Here is a 17,518-nt window from a genome sequence, read left to right as displayed (position 1 = left end):
CTCCCTCCGACACATCCAGAAGCGGTTCGGCGCCGTCAACGCGCTGGACGACGTGTCGCTCGACATCCGCGAAGGGGAATTGCTCGCGGTGGTGGGAGAGAACGGCGCGGGCAAGTCCAGCCTGATGAACGTCCTCTACGGGCTCTACCATCCGGACTCCGGTGAGGTGTCCGTGGGCGGCAAGTCCGTGCGCCTCAAGAGTCCCCGCGACGCGATTGCCTTGGGCATCGGCATGGTGCACCAGCACTTCATGCTCGTGCCCACGCTGACGGTGGCGGAGAACGTGGTGCTCGGGCGCGAGCCCACGCGACGCGGGCTGTTCGACTGGGAGCGCGCCGTCAAGGAAGTCGCCGCGACGTGCGAGCGCTTCGGCTTCGTGTTGGACCCGCGTGCCCGCGTGGACACACTCACGGTGGGCTCGCAGCAGAAGGTGGAGATCGTCAAGGCGCTGCACCGGGGCGCCCGCGTGCTCATCCTCGACGAGCCCACCGCCGTCCTCACGCCCCAGGAAGCTGACGAGCTGGCCCGCGTCATGCGCGGACTGGTCGCGCAGGGGCGCACCGTGGTGCTCATCAGCCACAAGCTGAAGGAAGTGCTCGGAGTGGCGGACCGCATCGCCGTCATGAGGCGCGGCCGGCTGGTGGCGGAGGTGCGGCCCTCGGAGACCTCGGCGACGGCGCTTGCCGCCCTCATGGTGGGCGAGAGCCAGCGCGCAGTGATGAGCAACGCGGCGGCGACCCCGGAGGAGAAGCTCGCCAGCGAGGCCCTGCTGGAAGCAGTGGGGTTCCCGGCGCAGGGGGATAACGGACGGCCCGCGCAGCACGGTGGCGAAGCCCACCTCGGCGACGTCCTGCTGGAAGCAACGGGACTCCAGGCTCTCGGCGACAACGGACGAACCGCGCCTCGCGTCAGTGAGAAGTTCCCTGGCGGAGCCCTGCTGGAAACAACGGGACTCCAGGCTCTCGGCGACAACGGACGGCCCGTGCCTCGCGTCGGGGAGAAGCCCCCGGGTGACCTCCTGCTGGAGGCAACGGGACTCCAGGCTCTCGGCGACAACGGGTGCCCCGCGCTGCGCGGCGTGGACCTGACGGTGCGCGAGGGAGAAATCGTCGGCATCGCCGGTGTCGACGGCAACGGGCAGCGCGAGCTGGCCGAAGTGCTCACCGGCCTGCGCTCGCTGACGGCGGGAAGCGGCACGCTGCTCGGAAGGCCCCTGAAGGGCCTCACTCCCGCCGAAGCGCGAGCACGCGGCGTGGGCCACGTGCCCGAGGACCGGCTGCGCCGCGCGGTGGTGAAGGCCCTCAGCGTTGAGGAGAACATCGCGCTCGGACGGCACTCGGGGCCGCCCTTCGCGAAGGGCATGTGGATTGATTTCGCCGGCCGCCGTGAGCGAGCCCAATCACTCCTGGCCGCCTACGACGTGCGCCCGCCCGAGCCGACGCTGCCCCTGCAGGCCCTGTCCGGCGGCAACCAGCAGAAGGTCGTGGTCGCGCGCGAGTTGGACGCCCGACCTCGCCTGCTCGTGGTGGTGCAGCCCACGCGAGGCCTGGACATCGGCGCGGTGACGCAGGTGCACGCGCGGCTTCGCGAGGCACGCGCACAGGGAACGGGAGTGGTGCTGGTGTCGTTGGACCTGGAAGAAGTGCTGGCCCTGGCGGACCGCGTCTACGTGCTCTTCGAGGGCCGCGTGACGGGACAGTTCACCCGGCCGGAGTACGACGAGCGGGAGCTGGGACGTCGAATGCTGGGAGCGGAGCAGGCCCATGGGTGAGCGGACGCGGCAGGCCCTGCCCTCGGTGCTGTCGGTGCTGTTGTCGCTCGTGGTGTGCTGGATGCTCATCGCCTTCAGCCGGGACACGGACGGCCTGGCCACCGCCACGGCGGCCTATCTCCAGATGCTCTGGGGCGGCGTGGGCGACTGGCCCCGCTTCCTCGACGGCGCTCCCATCACCGTGCTCACCCGTCCGTTGGGCGAAGCGGCGATGAAGGCCGCGCTGCTCACCCTCACCGGCCTGTCCGTGGCGGTGGCCTTCAAGGTGGGCCTGTTCAACATCGGCGCCCAGGGACAGATGCTGCTCGGCGCGCTCGCCGCAGCGGTGGTGGGCGCGCACGTCGCCCTGCCCGGCGCGCTGCACATCCCCGCCGCGCTCCTCGCCGCCGCGCTGGCCGGGGGCGCCTGGGCGGGCATCGCCGGCGCGCTCAAGCTCTACCGGGGCGTGCACGAGGTCATCTCCACCATCATGCTCAACTGGGTGGCGGTGAGGCTGGTGGACAACTGGCTCGTGGTGGGTCCCCTGCGCGGCGTGGCCGAGGCTGGCGCGTCCATCACCGGCACCGCGGAAATCCACCCCACCGCGACGCTTCCGCGCCTCCTGGGAGACATGTCCCGCCTCAACCTGGGCTTCGTCATCGCCACCGTCGCCGCCGTGGCGGTGTGGGCGTGGCTGACGCGCACCCGCTCCGGCTTCGAGACGCGCGCGGTGGGCTTGGGTGATGAGGCAGCTCGCGCCGCGGGCATCCCCGTGGCGCGGCGCGCGGGGCTGGCCATGGCGCTGGCCGGAGCGCTGGCGGGGCTCGCTGGCGCGGTGCTGGTGCTGGGCACGGAAGGCCGCTACCCGGGCACGCTGGGCGCGCCCTACGGCTTCGACGGCATCGCCATCGCGCTCATCGGCAACAACCACCCGCTGGGCGTGGGCGCCGCGGCACTCTTCTTCGGCGTGCTGCGAGCAGGTGGCACGCGCATGCAGCTGCTCGACGTGCACAAGAGCTTCCCCGAGCTCATCCAGGGCCTCGCGCTGCTCTTCGTGGCCGGACGCCTCATCTGGCTGGCCGCGCTGCGCCGTCGAAGCGCACCAAAGCCCGTCACGGCCGCGCCGCCCGCTCCGGCCGCGCAGGTGCCCCATGCTTGAAATCCTCCACCGGCTGCTGTTCGCCACGCTGGACGCGGCCCCCGCGCTCGTCTTCGCCGCCCTGGGCGCGGTGCTCTCCGAGCGTGCCGGCGTCGTCGCCGTGGGCGTCGAGGGGATGATGCGCGTGGGTGCCTTCTGCGCCGCGGTGGCCGCGCTCGTCATGCCCACTCCCGCGGCCGTCGGCATGGGAATGCTCGCGGGCGCGGCGCTGGCGGCGGTGCACGGCTTCCTGTGCATCCGCTGGCGCTCGGACCAGGTCGTGTCCGGCATCGCCCTCAACCTGGTGGCCCTGGCTGGAGGGACGTTCCTGCTCGAGACGCACTTCGGGCCCAACGGGACACCGCCCATCCAACAGCTCCCGCCCCTCCACTGGCCCGAGCTCGCCTCGGTGCCCCTCCTGGGCGCGCTCTCCGGCCACGCGGCCCCCACGTACCTGGCACTGCTGTTGCCGCTGCTGCTCCAAGGAATGTTGACCCGCACCCCCCTGGGACTGCGCCTGCGCGCGGTGGGCGACAAGCCCCACGCGGTGGCCACCCTGGGTCTTTCCGTTCCCGCCTTGAGGTGGGGCGCGGTGCTGGGCGGCGGACTGCTCGCGGGCCTGGGCGGCGCGGTGCTCTCCACCACCGTGTTGGACCGCTTCGAGCAGCACACGCCCGCGGGCCTGGGCTTCATGGCCCTGGCCGCCATGGTGTTCGGCCGCTGGACGCCCATGGGCGCCTTCGCCGCCGCGGCCTTCTTCGCCTTCGGCAACGCGCTGCGAATCGGCCTGGCCTCCAGCGCCCCAGGCCTCCTGGAGCTGGTGCCCCAGGGCGTCCTGCTCGCCCTGCCCTACCTGCTGACGCTCCTGGTCCTCACCTTCCAGGGCCAGCGCAACAGCACCCCGGCCTCACTCGGCGTCCCATACGAGCAGGAGTCCCGCTGAGGTCACTCGATCCACTAGAGTCATTCCATACCCGGGTATAGAATGATTCCTGGTCAGAAGTGACCCCTAGGTGTCGGATGGCCAACGTCGCCTCCTTCGAATGGTGGAGAAAGACGACACTCCAACCCCTTGCGGTTATTGAAACTAACTCCGGGTTTCTCCGGGATTGAGACACAGGGCGTCGGAAATCCCGGCGGCACGGGCCTCGCATATAGAGGCCAGGTCGGGCCGCGCCGGAATGGAATCAGGCCACCGGGGGGAGGCTTCATCCAGTCTGACGCAAGGCCCGGAGGGACTCCTTGTGAAACCCGGGCCCGGTCGGTCCGGTCAACACGGCGGGGGTGGGTGATGCTGGATACGACGGGAACGACCGAGACGTACAGACCCCGCGTTTTGGCGGTGGACGTGGAGTCAGAAGGCATGGAGCGGCTGTGCTCCATCCTGGCCCCCGCGGGCTACGACGTCCTGACAGCACGGGGACCGGCGGCCCGTCAGGCCGCGGACCTGGTGCTGCTCGACGTGGAGCGTCCGGGGACGGATGGGCTGGCGGCGTACCGACGGCTCCAGGCGGAGCTGGGTGCGAGCTCGGTGCCGGTGCTGATGCTCACCCGCAGGGCGGACCGCCAGACGCGGCGACAGGTGCTGGAAGCCGGCGTGGATGATCTGCTGACGACGGAGCCGTTGGACCCGTTGGAGCTGAAGGTCCGCGTGCACACGCTGCTGGAGCTCAAGGCGCACCGCGAGCGCGGTGGGCAGCGGGCCGAAGAGCTGTTGGACCCGCGCACCCGCTGGGTGGAGATGGAGCGGCTGGCGCGCGTGGGCACGCTGGCGGCGGACGTCGCCCAGAACCTGGGTCACATCGGCGAGGGACTCCAGAGCGCGCTGGGACACGTGCGCGAGCGCGCGATGCAGGGCCTGCCTCCGGACGTGGAGGAGCTCAAGAAGCTGGGCGTCGCCGGCGAGCAGATGCGGCTGTACGGCCAGCACCTCCTGTCGCTCGGCCCCTCGAACCCCAAGGACATCCAGCGCTTCGACTTGCGGGAGCTGGTCCCCGTCGTCGTGGAGCGCATGCGGGGCAACGGCCGGCTGGGCACGGCCGAGGTGACGGTGGTGCTGCCCGAGGACCCCATCGCCGTCGTCTTCAACCGCCGCCAGTTGGAGCAGGTGGTGGTGGAGATGCTGGCCAACGCGGCGGAGGCGGTGGAGGACGTGATGGACCGTCCGCGCCGCATCCACGTGGGCGTGGAGCTGCCGGACATGTTCGGCGACTTCGGCCCGCGCCTCTTCGTCAAGGACACGGGCATCGGCATCTTCGAGGACGAACTGCAGGCCGTCTTCGAGCCCTACTACACGACGAAGCCGCCGGAGAAAGGCGCCGGGCTGGGCCTCACCGTGGCGCGCGCCCTGGTGGAGTCCATGGGCGGCAAGCTGACGGTGCAGAGCCGCGTCAACCTGGGCAGCACCTTCACGCTGGAGCTGCCCGAGCAGACCTCCTCCTGGTAGTCGCCCGCCGCTCTAGAAGCGGTAGGCGATGCCGAAGAGGGCCTCCATGGCGAACTCGCTCTCGTCCCAGTCGGGGATGAGCGCGGGCCCCATGCGCAGGTTGAAGGTGGCCGCCAGCCGGCTGTCGATGAAGTACTCGAGCCCGCCGCCCACCAGGATGGGGATGACGGGGCCGATGCTCTCCCCGAAGTAGACGTGGAAGGGCATGTCGATGCCCACGTTCACCATCAGCGCGCTGGTGACGGGGATGCCCACGACGAAGGCCACCGGCAGCGCCAGGCCCACGTCCGTGTCGCCGTCGTCGAAGTAGAAGAGCGGCCCGGGCTGGAAGGTGAGCGCGAAGGAGACCTTGCTCGTCTTGGCCAGCTCCCACCGCATCCACGCCTGCAGTTTGATGCCGGGCGCGGTGTGGCGCACCCAGCCCTCGCGGCCCCAGTTGAAGCTGAACTTGCCGCCGATGTCGAAGCGCTCCGAGGTGCCATGGAGCACGCCCAGCGTGAGGCCCGGCCAGCCGATCTGCCCGGAGAACGCGGTGTTGCCCCGCCCCAGCGTGTCGGCGGCGAGCACGGACCAGCCCTGCCCACCTCGCGCCAACGCGGAGCCAGGAAGGGCCAACAGGCAGGCGAGGAGGACTCCAGGAACGAGGCGCTTCACACGAATCCTTTCGACGGGGGCCACGCCAGGCGCGGCCAGGGGGAAGCCGAAGAACGAGGTGAGGTGTGAATCAGGACTCAGGTGGGTTGTCCACGCTCACGTGCGAGCGCGATGAAGGCTTCGATGAAGGAGGTCAGCCGGGCCTCGGCGCGCGCACGGGCCTGGGCCAGGGGCTCACCCGCCGCGGGCGTCTCCTTGCGCTCGAAGTAGTATTTGATTTTCGGCTCGGTGCCGGACGGACGCAGGGTGACCCGGCCACCGCCCTCCAGCTCCAGCGCGAGCACGTTGGACGGCGGCAGGCCATTCACCCCGCGCTGGTAGTCCAGCACGGCCCGGACAGCCTCCGTGCCGACGTGGGAGGGAGGCCGGGCGCGGAAGGCATCCATGATGCCCCGGATGACCTGCGCGCCCGCCGCGCCGGGCAGCGTGACGTTGCGCTGGGCGCCGACGTAGAGGCCGTGCTGGCGCTGAATCTCCTCCAGGTAGCCGAGCACGGTGGTACCGCGCGACTCGCACCACGCGGCCAGGTCCGCCATGACGAGCGCCGCGCCGACGCCGTCCTTGTCCCGCGTCACGGTGCCGGCGGTGTAGCCCAACGCCTCCTCGTAGCCGAAGACGAACTGGAGGCCCTCGGAGCGCTCGCGCTCCAGCGCGCGGTTGGCGATCCACTTGAAGCCCGTGAGCACCTCGTCATACGCCGCGCCGAGCGAGCGGGCGATGTCCCCCAGCTGCGTCGACGAGACGATGGTGGTGACGACGTACGGGCGGCCCCGCTTCGTCCCCTGCGTCAGGAGGTAGTGGCCCAGGAGCACGCCCACCTCGTTGCCGGTGAGCATGCGCAGCCCGCCATCCGCCTCGCGGGCCATGACGGCCAGCCGGTCCGCGTCCGGGTCATTGGCCAGCACCAGGTCGGCCTTCACGCGCTCGGCCGTCGCGCGCGACAGGTCCATGGCACCGGGCTCCTCCGGGTTGGGGAAGCGCACCGTGGGGAAGCGGCCGTCCGGCATCTGCTGCTCGGCCACGGGCGTGAAGCGAGGGAAGCCCGCGTCGCGCAGCGCCCGCTCCGCCCAGACGCCGCCCACGCCGTGCATCGCCGTGTAGACGATGGACAGCGTGTCGGAGCCCTTCTTGTGCACGCGCAGCCCGAGGATGGCGCGCAGGTAGTCCTCGCCCAGCGAGTCCGGGATGTCACGCCACAGGCCCTGCTCGCGCGCCTGGGCCACCGTCAGCAGCGGCACGCGGTTGGCGGGCTCCACCCGGGCGATGGCGGAGGCGATGCCCGTGTCGTGAGGGGGGATGATTTGAGCGCCGTTGCCCCAGTACACCTTGTAACCGTTGTACTCGGGTGGATTGTGGCTGGCCGTCACCATGATGGCCGCGGCGGCATTCAGGTGGAGGCAGGCGAACGCGGCGAGCGGCGTGGGCACCGGCGGCGAGAAGACATGGGCGGGGATGCCCTCGGCGGTGAGCACTGCGGCGGTGTCCTCGGCCAGCTCCGCGCTCAGCTTGCGCGCGTCGCGACCCACCACCACGCCCCGGGTGGCGGCGTCCGGCACGTGCTCCTTGAGGTAGCGCGCCAGGCCCGCGGTGGTGCGGCGCACCACGGCGCGGTTCATCCGGTTGGGCCCGGCGCCCAGCACGCCGCGGAGGCCCGCGGTGCCGAACTCCAGGTCGCCAGCGAAGCGGTCCGCCAGCTCGGTGAGGTCTCCCTGCGCGAGCAGCCGCGCCAGTTCCTCGGCGGTGACGGGGTCCGGGTCCGCCAGGCGCCATGCCTCCGCCCGCTCTCTCAATCCGGTGTCGTTCATGGAGCCTCGAAGCCTCGTGCAATCTGGGCGCGCGCGGAAGACCCGCCTCGGGCGCCGGTGGATTTTCAGCTGTAGTCGGTGAGCTTGCGACGCGTGGCGCGGCCCTTGGGACCGTCCTTGCCGCCCTGGCACGTCACGCACAGCTCCGCATAGGGCATGGCCCGCAGCCGCCCGAGCGGAACCTCGTCCCCGCACTCCTCGCACTCACCGAAGGAGTCCGGCTCGTCCCGCAGCTTGCCCAGCGCCTTGAGCACGCGGGCCAGCACGCCGTCCATGTTCCGGTTCCGGTTGGAGGCGATGGCCTGCATCATCTCGTTGAGGGGCTGCTCGTCCTCATCGCCGCCGATGCGCGCGTCATCGGTGCGGTTGGGCTCGATTTTCGAGGGCGTCTTCTCGGTCAGCTCGGCATGCAGCGCCAGCAGCAGCGCCTTGAGTTCATCTCGCTGTTTCGCGTTCACGTCGGCTCCGCCGAATCAATACTTCGCGGTGGAAACCTGGCCGGTGACGATGGCCACCGACGCGGACGCGCCCAGGCGGTTGGCGCCCGCACGCAGCATGTTCATCGCGTCCTCGGAAGAGCGGACGCCGCCGGACGCCTTGACGCCCACGCCGTCGCCCACCGTCGAGCGCATCAACTCCACGTCCTCCACCGTCGCGCCGCCCGAACTGAAGCCGGTGGACGTCTTCACGAAGGCGGCGCCCGCGGACTTCGACAGCAGGCAGGCGAAGACCTTCTCGTCGCGCGTGAGCAGCGTCGTCTCGAGGATGACCTTCACCGGATACGGGCGGCTGGCCTCCACCACGGCGGCGATGTCCAGGAACACGGCGATATGGTCCTTCGCCCTGAGCGCGCCGATGTTGACCACCATGTCGATTTCACGCGCCCCGGCGGCGATGGCCTCACGGGCCTCGAACGCCTTGGCCGACGACAGCGCCGCGCCCAACGGGAAGCCCACCACGGCGATGGGCACCGTGGAGGAACCCGCCAGGATTCTGGCGACGGTGGCCACGTGCGAGCTGTTCACGCAGACCGTGGCGAAGCCGTACCGACGCGCCTCCTCGGCCACCTTCACCACGTCTTCCTCGCGCGCCTCGGGCTTGAGCAGCGTGTGGTCGATGTACGGCGCCAGGTCCGCCGCGGACCGGACGGAGTCCAGGTCCACGCGCCCCGTGCCATGACGGGTGAAGGGGGTGGGAGTGGCGTCGGTGGGGGTGGCCTCCCGGGCGCCCGTCCACGCCTGAAGGCGGCGGCGAGCCTGGTCGGCGATTTCCTCGACGTACTTGAAGAGGTCCTCGAAGTCGGACATGGCGGCCCCTTAGCCCACTTCCAGGGCCTCGGGAAGCGCGCGAGCGACCCGTGCGTTTCCTGCTCGCACCCGAGGTGCCGAGGGTGGGAACGTGGCGGTAGAGTCCGCACCGTGATGTCCCGTCTCCGGCTGTCCAGCTTCCTTGCCCTCCTGCTCGCCGCGCTTCCAGGCATCGCCGCGAGCCCGCCCTCCCCTCCTCTCACCTTCAGCACCGACACCAGGCCCCTCACGGTCCACTTCTTCGACGTGGGCCAGGGCGACGCCGCGCTCATCATCTCCCCCACCGGGAAGACGGTCCTCATCGACGGAGGCCCTCCCGAGGCCCGTGAGCGACTCGCCGCCCGACTGCGCACCCTGGTGACGGGGCCACTGGACCTGGCCATCCTCACCCACCCGCACCTGGACCACCTGGGCGGGTTCACGGACGCGCTGCGCGCCGTCGGTGCGAAGCGCTTCATGGACCCGGGCTTCAACCACCCCAGCGAGGCCTACAAGGATTTGCTCGGCTTCGTCGGCGACTCGGTGGGCCAGGTGATGAACCCCGAGCCCAATCCCGCCACCCCGGATTCGCTGCTCACCATCGGCCTGGGGGAAGGCGTGTCGCTCACCGTCCTCTGGCCGCGCGCGCCCCGGGAGCCCTTCCTCACGGGGACGCGCTCGGACGCCAACTCCAACTCCATCGTCGCCAAGCTGACCTATGGGAAGACGGCCTTCCTCCTCGTCGGCGACGCGGAGCCGGACACGGAGACCGCCCTGCTCCAGCGCCCCCTCGACCTCACGACGACGGTGCTGAAGGTCGCCCACCACGGAGGACGGCACTCCTCCACCGCCGCGTTCCTCGCCGCGGCGAAACCCCAGGCCGCCGTCATCTCCGTCGGCGCCAAGAACGACTACGGCCACCCCGCTCGCGAGACGCTGGAGCGGCTCGACGCCGTCGGCGCCCACGTGCTGCGCACGGACCGGGATGGCGAGGTCATCGCCGCCAGCGACGGGCACTCCGTCACGCTGCGGGCCAACGGCGGCACCGGCGCGCTGCTGGTGGTGCCAGGAAACCTCAAACCGGGCCCCATCGCGCTCGGCCCCGTCGTCCCCACTCCCTCCCGCACGGGACGAGGCACGGTCGCCTCCGTCGAGCCTCGTGACGAGAGCAGGGGCACCTCGCCCGCTCCAGGTGAGCGCGGCGGCGCGCTCACGAGCACCGAGAGTTCCGGGCCTTATGTGGGACTCAAGAACAGCAAGGTGTTCCACCGCGAGACGTGTTCCACGCTGAAGCGTTCCAAGTCTGAACGCACGCTCTACCTGAACCGCGAAGCCGCCCTGCGCGAGCGTCGCCCCGCAGAGGATTGCCACCCATGAGCCCCCGCCATCTCGCCTTGCTGGGGACCCTGCTGGCCCTGTCGGCTTGCAAGGAATCACCGGACCCGTCCACCGCTCGCCCCTCGGAGACCCGGCGCTACTTCGGCACCGCCGCCGACGGGAAGCTGCACGTCTACTTCTTCGACGTGGGCCAGGGAGACGCCGCGCTCATCGTCTCCCCCAAGGGCAACACGGTGCTGGTGGACTCGGGCCCGGCCAGTGCCGCCGGCCACCTGGTGAATCGCCTCCCGGAGCTGCTCGTCAAGCAGTTGGACCTGGTCATCCTCACCCACCCGCACAACGACCATCACGGTGCGCTGGATGCCGTGCTGCGAAGGGTGGGCGCGCGCCAGTTGATGGAGCCGCAGTTGCCCGGCGCTCCACCCGACTACAATCCCCTGCTCACCGCCATCAGCGGGCGCGGAATCCAGGTGGTCTCGCCCGCGCCGCCGACGTCCACGCCCAATGCCCCGCAGCGCATCAACCTGGGCGACGGCGTCTCACTGACCATCCTCTGGCCCCGGGCGCCCACCGAGCCGCTCCTCGAGTCCGACAAGGCAGCCATGGAGGTCAACTCCATCGTCATGCGGCTCTCCTATGGCGAGACGTCGGTGCTCTTCGCCGGTGACGCGCTCGCGCAGACGGAGGAGTACCTGCTCGCGCGCGAGGTCTCCGTCCAGTCCACGCTGCTCAAGGTGGGAGCCCATGGGCTGAACAGCGCCACCACCGCGCCCTTTCTGGCCCGCGTGGGAGCGCGCGCCGCCGTCATCTCCGTGGGCGCCAACAACGACCTCAGGGCCCCAGCCGCCGCCACGCTGGACCGATTGAAGGCCGCGCACGTCCAGGTGTTCCGCACCGACGTGGATGGCGAGGTGCAGGTGGTCAGCGACGGCAAGTCGCTGGTCGTCACGCCCCAGCGGCTGCCACAGGGAAAGCCCAGCGACACGCGCTACACCCTCGTGGGCCAGGGGCCCACGCCGGAGCCGAACTTCTGGGCCGGCAAGCCCCTGCCCGAGAAGCAGGTCCCGCCCCCGCCGCCCGAGGACGTGCAGCCCATCGAGACGCTCCAGACGACGAAGACGGAGCCGCCCGCGCCCGTGGCCGATGGGCGCACGGACCGCTCGAAGAAGTACAAGGGCAAGTACGTCGCCAGCCGCAAACGCAATAAGTTCCACTACCCGGACTGCGACGGGGCGAAGAAGATCCACGCCGAGAACCTCATCGAATTCAAGACGCGCGAGGAAGCGGCCCAGGGGGGACGCCAGCCCGCCCAGGACTGCAACCCATGACGAAGGCACCCATGTCGCGGGCCACGCTGGACCGCATCGAAGACGACATCGCGGTGCTCATCGTCGACGGGCGCGAGGTGACGCGGCCTCTCTCGTCACTCCCTGCCGGGGTGCGCGAGGGCGACGTGCTGGACCTGGAGACGATGCGCGTGGACTCCGAAGCCACTGAGGCGCTGCGCGAGGAGGTGCGCCTGGCGCGTCAGCGGGCGATGCAGGGCAAGAAGCCACCTCCGGGCGACTTCGACCTCTGAGCCAAGGCCCCGGGCGCGCGGGGCGTCCCAACCGAGGCCCCCCTCGACGCGAGAGGCCCGGGGACCGCGCACGCGGCTATCGCCCGAGAGTGAGTGAGGCATCCAGGCCCGAGGCCTCCCCTCAAGACGAGAGGGAGAGGCCCAGGGCCTGAGAGCGACTACCGCCCGGAGAGGACGAGCGGAATCTCCAGGTCGACGTCCTCTCCCGAGAAGCTGGAGAAGACCATGCGCTTGGCGCGCTCCCGGATGCAGGAGCCCACCGCGTTGGACGAGCCGTTCAAATCCTTGCGGCTGAACGTCGTGGCCTTCACCGCGCCGGACGTCCCCACCGTGGCGGTGAGCGTCACCTTCCCTCCCTTGAAGGACGGGTTGCGCTTCAGCTCCTGCTCCACGCAGTCGCGGAACGAGACCTGGGTCTGCTCGACGATGCGCTCCACTTCCTCGTCCGAGGGACCGCCAACCTCTTCCGTATCCGCCGCGGCCACGTCCGCACCCTCGCGGACCTCCGGGGCGACGTCCTTCTTCTCCGCGTCGTTGTAGACGGCCGCCACCTGCGCCTCGGAAGGAGCAGGCACGGCGGCACCCTCGCCCGCCGAAGGCTCGGCGGCCTTGGGCTCGGTGGGAGGCTCGGCCTTCGGCTCGGGCGCCGCCTTGGGAGGAGGCTGAGGCGCCACCGGCGGAGGCGTCTTGCCCAGCAGCTTGTCGCGCAGCGCGCCCATGCCCGCGCCAGTGAAGACGGACTGCTCCACCGGAGCGCCCGCGGCGTCCACCGTCGTCACGCGCAACGGCATGACGCCCAGCGACTCCGACAGCACGTACGCACCGCCCAGCGGGACGACGATGAGCAGGAGCGCGAAGACGGCGTACTTCCAACCGGAGTTGCGCTTGGTGACGCCCGCCTTCTTGGCGAAGTGGCGCGTGTCCTCCCGAGGACGACGCTCCTCCTCGTCACCGCCGCCCAGCGAGGCCAGCGGATCCTCCTGCGGGACGTCGTCCTGGTCGCCCTTCTCCGGAAGGTCCAGGTCGGAGAACAGCTCGTTCAGCGGAGCCGCGGTGGGCGCGGCACCCCGTCGCGCCGCGGCCTGCGGCTGCTGGCCCCGTGGATCAGGCTCGCCGAAATACGTCGTGTCCGGGTCCTCCTCGGGCACCCAGGCGCGCTGGGGCTCCGGCTCGGGCTCCGGCTCCTGGGGGTACTGCGGCTCCGGCTCGGGGAAGTAGTGCTGCGGCTCCGGCTCCGGCTCCCGACGAGCAGGCGCGTTCTTCGAGGCACGGGCGGAAGGAGGTGGCTCCGCCACGGGCGGAGGCGGAGGAGGCAGGGGCTCCGGTTCGGGCGGCGGGGTGAACAGCCCGGCGAGCTCCGGCACATCCGCACCGCGCTTCCAGTCCGCCATGCCCTGCTGCCAGAAGAAGCTGCGGCCACTGATGGTGCCGGTGGCGACGAGCTCCCGGAGCGCACCCTCATCGAGGGGGCCCTCCTGCTTGTTCTTCACCATCACGAACCAGGGCGAACCCGTGGCCCGCATGGGTGCTGCACGCGTGGGCTCATCGTCCCAGGGCGTTTGAAGCGCGGCGGGTGGCGCCTTGGCCACGGCGGGCGCGGCGGTGACGGGCGCGGCGGCGGGCTCGGCCAGGGAGCGCTCTTGCGCTCGCAGCCGCTCCACGTCCGCGAGCGACACCACGCGGGTGCTCTCCTCTTCGGCGGGTCCTTCGACGGTGATGACGTTCTGGCAGTTCTTGCAACGGACCTTGACCGTCTTGCCGCGGACTTTTTCGTCCGCAATGGAGTACCGCTTCTGGCAATTGTCGCAGGTGAAGTTCAAGGGGAGCGTCCGGCTCACTGGGGGGAGACTGGGTTCTGGATGCTACCGCTAGAAATCTCCCGCGCAAACCATCGGTTGACTCCGTCTTGCGCGCCAACTATGCAGCCGCCCTCTGTCTTCTCTCGGCCTTATTCAGAAGGTGGCGAATGCCGGCGAAGGACCTCGGATCGAAGTTCGTCTGCTACAAGTGCCAGACGAAGTTCTACGACATGAAGAAGCCTGACCCGCTGTGCCCCAAGTGTGGCGCGGACCAGCGGGAAAGCCCTGCTCTCAAGCCCCAGCCCGAGGGACGACGCGGACGCTTGGCCGCCGCCCCGAAGGTCATCGAACCGATTGAACCCGAAGAGCCCGCGGCCGCGAGCGAGGAAGAGGAAGAAGACCTCGACTCGTTCGACGACGACGAGAGCGCTCCGGCGGAAACCGAAGAAGAAGAAACCTGAGTCGTGGGGTGATGGGGACTCCCTGGCGGTTGCCGGGAGTCCCTGCGCCTCGGTCGTACCCACGAGGCCTTGAAGCGAGGGCGCGCCCGTCGAGGGGCGCCGCCAAGGCTCCGTTCAGCGTGATGCGCCCGGCCGCGCTCCGCTCAAGTTCCCGACGCCAGCGACAGCTCCATCATCGCGCGGCGGATCTGCTCGTAGAGGCCAGGTCCCATCTCCTGCATCCCCACCGGACGGATGTCCTTGCGGGTCGGCTCCTGGTGCGCGTTTGACTGGCTCGTCAGAGTCGTCCGCTTCTTGGCCTGTTGCATGACTCGGCCCCCCTCTCGTGATGTTGCTCGCCAGTATTGTAGCAATTTTTCTACCGGGGCGGAAATGAAATCCGGATCACCCACGCCTCGACATCTAGAACGTCCAGCGCCGGAAATCTTTCAACCTTTCGCTACAGGCGTGAGCAATCCCGCTACTTCAGGTCGCCTACCGCCCAGGATTGCTCGACCTCTGCGATTTCCCCGGCGCGGACCGTCACCGTCCGCTCCGCCGGGGGCAGCCGCTCGTGCCAGAAGACGAGGGTGTGGGTGCCCTCGGGGACTTCCAGCTTGAAGCGCCCCTCGGGGCTGGTGGTCGCGAAGTAGGAGTGGTCGAAGGTACGGACCACCGCGCGCATCCAGGGGTGGATGTCGCAGCGGATGGGGACGATGCCCGGCTCGGCGGGGAGCGGCTTGCGCGTCGTCATTCCCTCCAGCGGCATGGCCACGTTGAAGAAGGAGCGGTTGGAGCCGGAGGCGGCGCGCACGTTGTGGACGAGCGGATCAGAGTTGCGCAGCGTCACGGAGCCGCCGGCGCGGGCGGCCAGGACGGGCGGCTCATAGACGCACTTCTTCTGGTCCAGCACGGGCTCGGGCGGTGGGCGGGAAGGAGTGGGGAGCCCCGCGCCGGACTTGAGGGAAACCACCGTGTGGGCGAGCTCCCCCGCCGGGCCGACGACGAGGGAGCGGTCCTCCGCCTGCTCGCCACACACGGACACGACGGTGCCGGTGGTGGGAGACAAGGTAGGGGCAGGAGGCGTGCCCATGAGGTGAACGCGACCCTCGACGGTGCCCCACTTCACGTCGGCGGCGGGGCGCGCGGGCGAGGGAGCCGTCGCCACGGGAGCGTCGGTGGCCGAGGGAGGGGGCGTCTCGCGGCATGCGGAGACGAGCGCGAGGAGGAGCAGCGGGCGATGAAAGGTGGCGCGGAGCACGTGCCCGGTCTAACGGGTGCGTGAAGCTCTTTCAAATGGCGAGGAGCAATCCAAGGGCCCAGGGGATGACTCATGGTCCATTTGGGCGTTGGACCCTTATCACCCTTGTTGGTAGAAGAGCGCGCGGCCGTACACGGTGCGGCTCTGTGGGAGGCAGCAACTTTGCGGGAGAAATTGAAGGCGCTGGCGGAGCTTCAGAATGTGGACCTGGAGGTCGCATCGCTCCGGAAGGCCGCGGACGTCCACCCCCGTCAGATTGCCGAACTGGAGCGCGAGCTGGGTGTGGCTCGCAGCGCCATCGAGGCTGAGCGCGCGCGCGTCACTGACATGGAGCGGCAGAAGGCGGAGCGCGAGCAGAGCATCACGGACGAGAAGGACAAGGTGAAGAAGTGGGAGGCGCGGCTGAGCGAACAGCGCTCCACCCGCGAGTACTCCGCCCTGGCCCGTGAAATCGATATCGCCAAGAAGGCCAACCTGACGATGGCCGAGGAACAGGTGGAGCTCATCAAACAGCTCGGCCTGGCTCGCGAGGCCCTCAAGGGGAAGGAGGCCGACTTCGGGACGAAGCAGCAAGGCCTCTCGGCGCGAATGGCGGAGCTGCGCGGCAAGCTGGGCGAGTCCGAGGAGCAGGTGAAGAAGCTCGAGGGAAGTCGCGCCGCCGTGGCGAACTCCGTCGACTCCAACCTGCTGCGGCGCTACGAGTCCATCCGCAAGAAGAAGCTGCCCGCGCTGGTCGGCGTGGTGGCGGGCACTTGCCGGGGCTGCAACATGAACGTGCCCCCTCAGCTCTACAACCAGTTGCGCACCTCGCTGGGCACGGACATCTGCCCGTCCTGCAACCGCATCATCTACGCGGTGGAAGCCCTCGAGGAAACACCCGCGGCGGCGAAGTAGGCCGCCGATGACGGCACCGTCCCTCGTCGACATCCTCCGCCACATCGCGCGTGAGGAGCCGCTCTCGTCGACGGTGCGCACCTTCCGCGGACTCACGCGGGAGCGATTGGGTCAGCTTCTCGACGAAGCCGCCACCCGTCTGGGCCCTCCCGCGAGGGCCGAGGACGGAGCGGCGGCGAGCGCGGCTTCCGCCTCCCGGGCGGTGGAGCCGCTCCCCTCTTCCGAGCCCCTTCCTCGCGTGCGCGTCTACTCGGACGGCGCCGCGAGAGGAAACCCCGGCCCCGCGGGCGCGGGCGCGGTGGTGACGGACCCCGAGGGGCACGTGGTGGCGCGGCTCGGTCGCTTCCTCGGGACGCAGACGAACAACACCGCCGAGTACCAGGGCCTGCTGCTGGGCCTGAAGCACGCGAAGGCGATGGGCGCGCGCGAGGTGGACGTCTACGCCGACAGCGAGCTGCTCATCCGCCAGTTGGATGGGCTGTACCAGGTGAAGAGCATGACGCTCAGGCCCCTCTTCGAGGAGGCGCGGCGGCTCCTGGCGCTCTTCTCCAAGGTGAAGCTCCACCACATCCCCCGCGCGAAGAACGCGCAGGCGGATGAGATGAGCAACCGGGCCATCGACGAGCGGATGTAGTCCGCCACGCCCTACGAGTCCCCTGGAGTGGACCGCTGTCCCGAGGCTGTTGTAAGGGACAGGTGCCGGAGTGGTCCGGGTGAACGCCGGTCACCGCAGTCACGGGTGGCGGGAGGAAAGTCCGGGCTCCATAGGGCAGGGTGCTGGCTAACGGCCAGTCGAGGCGACTCGCAGGAAAGTGCCACAGAAAACAGACCGCCCGTTCCGAAAGGGGCGGGTAAGGGTGAAACGGTGCGGTAAGAGCGCACCGCGTCTGGGGTGACTCAGACGGCACGGTAAACCCCACCTGGAGCAAGAGCCAATAGGAGCGCGTCCCCGCTGTCTGGGGGACAGGGATTGCCCGTCCCATGCGTTCGGGTTGCTCGCTGATGAGGCCCCTGGGTAACCAGGGCCCTAGATGAATGTTCATCGCCCGTTCCGAAAGGGGCGGGGACAGAACTCGGCTTACAGGGCCACTCCGGCGCTTTTCCTCGTGAGCCCCAGCCCGCGCGCCC

The 17,518-nt window shown here is 70.0% G+C and carries 17 protein-coding genes and 1 other RNA gene; 11 read left to right on the top strand and 7 right to left on the bottom strand.

Annotated elements, in window-relative coordinates; genetic code table 11:
* Positions 1–52 precede the first annotated feature (52 nt).
* The 4 genes from HUW62_RS48765 to HUW62_RS15685 all read left to right on the top strand — a co-directional run bounded on the left by HUW62_RS48765 (position 53) and on the right by HUW62_RS15685 (position 5,334).
* Entirely contained in the window at positions 53–1,771 is a 1,719-nt protein-coding gene (locus HUW62_RS48765; RefSeq protein ID WP_240356328.1) for an ABC transporter ATP-binding protein, read from the top strand.
* Positions 1,764–2,909, top strand: coding sequence for an ABC transporter permease (locus tag HUW62_RS15695; protein ID WP_176434929.1), 1,146 nt, complete (start codon positions 1,764–1,766; stop codon positions 2,907–2,909). The genes HUW62_RS48765 and HUW62_RS15695 overlap by 8 nt, the downstream gene beginning before the upstream one ends.
* On the top strand, positions 2,902–3,831 hold the full coding sequence (locus HUW62_RS15690) for an ABC transporter permease (protein ID WP_163865318.1): 930 nt from the start codon (positions 2,902–2,904) through the stop codon (positions 3,829–3,831). The genes HUW62_RS15695 and HUW62_RS15690 overlap by 8 nt, the downstream gene beginning before the upstream one ends.
* Before the next feature lie 420 nt (positions 3,832–4,251).
* Positions 4,252–5,334, top strand: coding sequence for a sensor histidine kinase (locus HUW62_RS15685; protein WP_240356329.1), 1,083 nt, complete (start codon positions 4,252–4,254; stop codon positions 5,332–5,334).
* Positions 5,335–5,346: 12 nt separating this feature from the next.
* Here the strand turns inward: HUW62_RS15685 and HUW62_RS15680 are convergent, their stop codons facing one another.
* From HUW62_RS15680 to deoC, 4 genes are all read right to left on the bottom strand, one after another.
* Complete coding sequence (locus HUW62_RS15680; protein WP_176434928.1) at positions 5,347–5,988, bottom strand: hypothetical protein; 642 nt, start codon at positions 5,986–5,988, stop codon at positions 5,347–5,349.
* 77 nt (positions 5,989–6,065) lie between these two features.
* On the bottom strand, positions 6,066–7,793 hold the full coding sequence (locus tag HUW62_RS15675; RefSeq protein WP_176434927.1) for a phospho-sugar mutase: 1,728 nt from the start codon (positions 7,791–7,793) through the stop codon (positions 6,066–6,068).
* A 65-nt stretch (positions 7,794–7,858) separates the two neighbouring features.
* Positions 7,859–8,251 (bottom strand): TraR/DksA family transcriptional regulator, encoded by a 393-nt coding sequence (locus HUW62_RS15670; protein WP_163865321.1) that lies wholly within the window; start codon positions 8,249–8,251, stop codon positions 7,859–7,861.
* Positions 8,252–8,266: 15 nt separating this feature from the next.
* Positions 8,267–9,100, bottom strand: coding sequence for a deoxyribose-phosphate aldolase (gene deoC / locus HUW62_RS15665; RefSeq protein WP_163865322.1), 834 nt, complete (start codon positions 9,098–9,100; stop codon positions 8,267–8,269).
* Between the two features lie 114 nt (positions 9,101–9,214).
* Between deoC and HUW62_RS15660 the strand changes: the two genes are divergently transcribed.
* Genes HUW62_RS15660 through HUW62_RS15650 form a run of 3 tightly spaced genes read left to right on the top strand, consistent with a single transcriptional unit; the run spans position 9,215 to position 11,996 of the window.
* The gene (locus tag HUW62_RS15660) at positions 9,215–10,456 is read left to right on the top strand and encodes a ComEC/Rec2 family competence protein (protein WP_163865507.1); all 1,242 of its coding nucleotides are present in this window, start codon (positions 9,215–9,217) and stop codon (positions 10,454–10,456) included.
* Positions 10,453–11,745, top strand: a complete 1,293-nt coding sequence (locus HUW62_RS15655) for a ComEC/Rec2 family competence protein (protein ID WP_176434926.1) — start codon at positions 10,453–10,455, stop codon at positions 11,743–11,745. Before HUW62_RS15660 ends, HUW62_RS15655 begins: the two co-directional genes overlap by 4 nt.
* Positions 11,742–11,996 (top strand): DUF3006 domain-containing protein, encoded by a 255-nt coding sequence (locus HUW62_RS15650; protein ID WP_240356330.1) that lies wholly within the window; start codon positions 11,742–11,744, stop codon positions 11,994–11,996. Before HUW62_RS15655 ends, HUW62_RS15650 begins: the two co-directional genes overlap by 4 nt.
* Positions 11,997–12,154: 158 nt before the next feature.
* Here the strand turns inward: HUW62_RS15650 and HUW62_RS49670 are convergent, their stop codons facing one another.
* Positions 12,155–13,816 (bottom strand): AgmX/PglI C-terminal domain-containing protein, encoded by a 1,662-nt coding sequence (locus HUW62_RS49670; RefSeq protein WP_163865324.1) that lies wholly within the window; start codon positions 13,814–13,816, stop codon positions 12,155–12,157.
* Positions 13,817–13,962: 146 nt separating this feature from the next.
* Here HUW62_RS49670 and HUW62_RS15640 point away from each other — a divergent pair, with 146 nt between their 5' ends.
* Positions 13,963–14,256 carry an FYDLN acid domain-containing protein gene (locus HUW62_RS15640; protein WP_163865325.1) on the top strand — a complete coding sequence of 98 codons (294 nt, stop codon included), beginning with the start codon at positions 13,963–13,965 and terminating at the stop codon, positions 14,254–14,256.
* Positions 14,257–14,399: 143 nt separating this feature from the next.
* Here the strand turns inward: HUW62_RS15640 and HUW62_RS15635 are convergent, their stop codons facing one another.
* Positions 14,400–14,564, bottom strand: coding sequence for a hypothetical protein (locus HUW62_RS15635; protein WP_176434925.1), 165 nt, complete (start codon positions 14,562–14,564; stop codon positions 14,400–14,402).
* A 152-nt stretch (positions 14,565–14,716) separates the two neighbouring features.
* Entirely contained in the window at positions 14,717–15,496 is a 780-nt protein-coding gene (locus tag HUW62_RS15630) for a hypothetical protein (RefSeq protein ID WP_176434924.1), read from the bottom strand.
* Positions 15,497–15,658: 162 nt separating this feature from the next.
* On the opposite strand from HUW62_RS15630, the gene HUW62_RS15625 reads away from it, so the two are divergent.
* The 3 genes from HUW62_RS15625 (at position 15,659) to rnpB (ending at position 17,487) form a co-directional block, all read left to right on the top strand.
* Positions 15,659–16,390: a zinc ribbon domain-containing protein gene (locus HUW62_RS15625; protein WP_163865327.1), complete on the top strand. Its 732-nt coding sequence runs from the start codon at positions 15,659–15,661 to the stop codon at positions 16,388–16,390.
* Between the two features lie 7 nt (positions 16,391–16,397).
* Positions 16,398–17,024 carry a ribonuclease HI family protein gene (locus HUW62_RS15620; protein ID WP_163865328.1) on the top strand — a complete coding sequence of 209 codons (627 nt, stop codon included), beginning with the start codon at positions 16,398–16,400 and terminating at the stop codon, positions 17,022–17,024.
* Between the two features lie 67 nt (positions 17,025–17,091).
* Positions 17,092–17,487, top strand: an RNA gene (gene rnpB / locus HUW62_RS15615) — RNase P RNA component class A.
* Positions 17,488–17,518: the final 31 nt, after the last annotated feature.

The organism is Myxococcus sp. AM011, from assembly GCF_013372595.1.
Lineage (GTDB): Bacteria > Myxococcota > Myxococcia > Myxococcales > Myxococcaceae > Myxococcus > Myxococcus eversor.
This window is presented reverse-complemented; position numbering and strand designations above follow the sequence as displayed.

What these genes read in the sequence shown, in the direction of transcription:
- HUW62_RS15650 (WP_240356330.1), top strand. Translation starts at nt 11,742, where the DNA reads ATGACGAAGGCACCCATGTCGCGGGCCACGCTGGACCGCATCGAAGAC.
- HUW62_RS15655 (WP_176434926.1), top strand. Translation starts at nt 10,453, where the DNA reads ATGAGCCCCCGCCATCTCGCCTTGCTGGGGACCCTGCTGGCCCTGTCG.
- HUW62_RS15620 (WP_163865328.1), top strand. Translation starts at nt 16,398, where the DNA reads ATGACGGCACCGTCCCTCGTCGACATCCTCCGCCACATCGCGCGTGAG.
- deoC (WP_163865322.1), bottom strand. Translation starts at nt 9,100, where the DNA reads ATGTCCGACTTCGAGGACCTCTTCAAGTACGTCGAGGAAATCGCCGAC.
- HUW62_RS15685 (WP_240356329.1), top strand. Translation starts at nt 4,252, where the DNA reads ATGGAGCGGCTGTGCTCCATCCTGGCCCCCGCGGGCTACGACGTCCTG.
- HUW62_RS15690 (WP_163865318.1), top strand. Translation starts at nt 2,902, where the DNA reads ATGCTTGAAATCCTCCACCGGCTGCTGTTCGCCACGCTGGACGCGGCC.
- HUW62_RS15675 (WP_176434927.1), bottom strand. Translation starts at nt 7,793, where the DNA reads ATGAACGACACCGGATTGAGAGAGCGGGCGGAGGCATGGCGCCTGGCG.
- HUW62_RS15660 (WP_163865507.1), top strand. Translation starts at nt 9,215, where the DNA reads ATGTCCCGTCTCCGGCTGTCCAGCTTCCTTGCCCTCCTGCTCGCCGCG.
- HUW62_RS15635 (WP_176434925.1), bottom strand. Translation starts at nt 14,564, where the DNA reads ATGCAACAGGCCAAGAAGCGGACGACTCTGACGAGCCAGTCAAACGCG.
- HUW62_RS15640 (WP_163865325.1), top strand. Translation starts at nt 13,963, where the DNA reads ATGCCGGCGAAGGACCTCGGATCGAAGTTCGTCTGCTACAAGTGCCAG.
- HUW62_RS15695 (WP_176434929.1), top strand. Translation starts at nt 1,764, where the DNA reads ATGGGTGAGCGGACGCGGCAGGCCCTGCCCTCGGTGCTGTCGGTGCTG.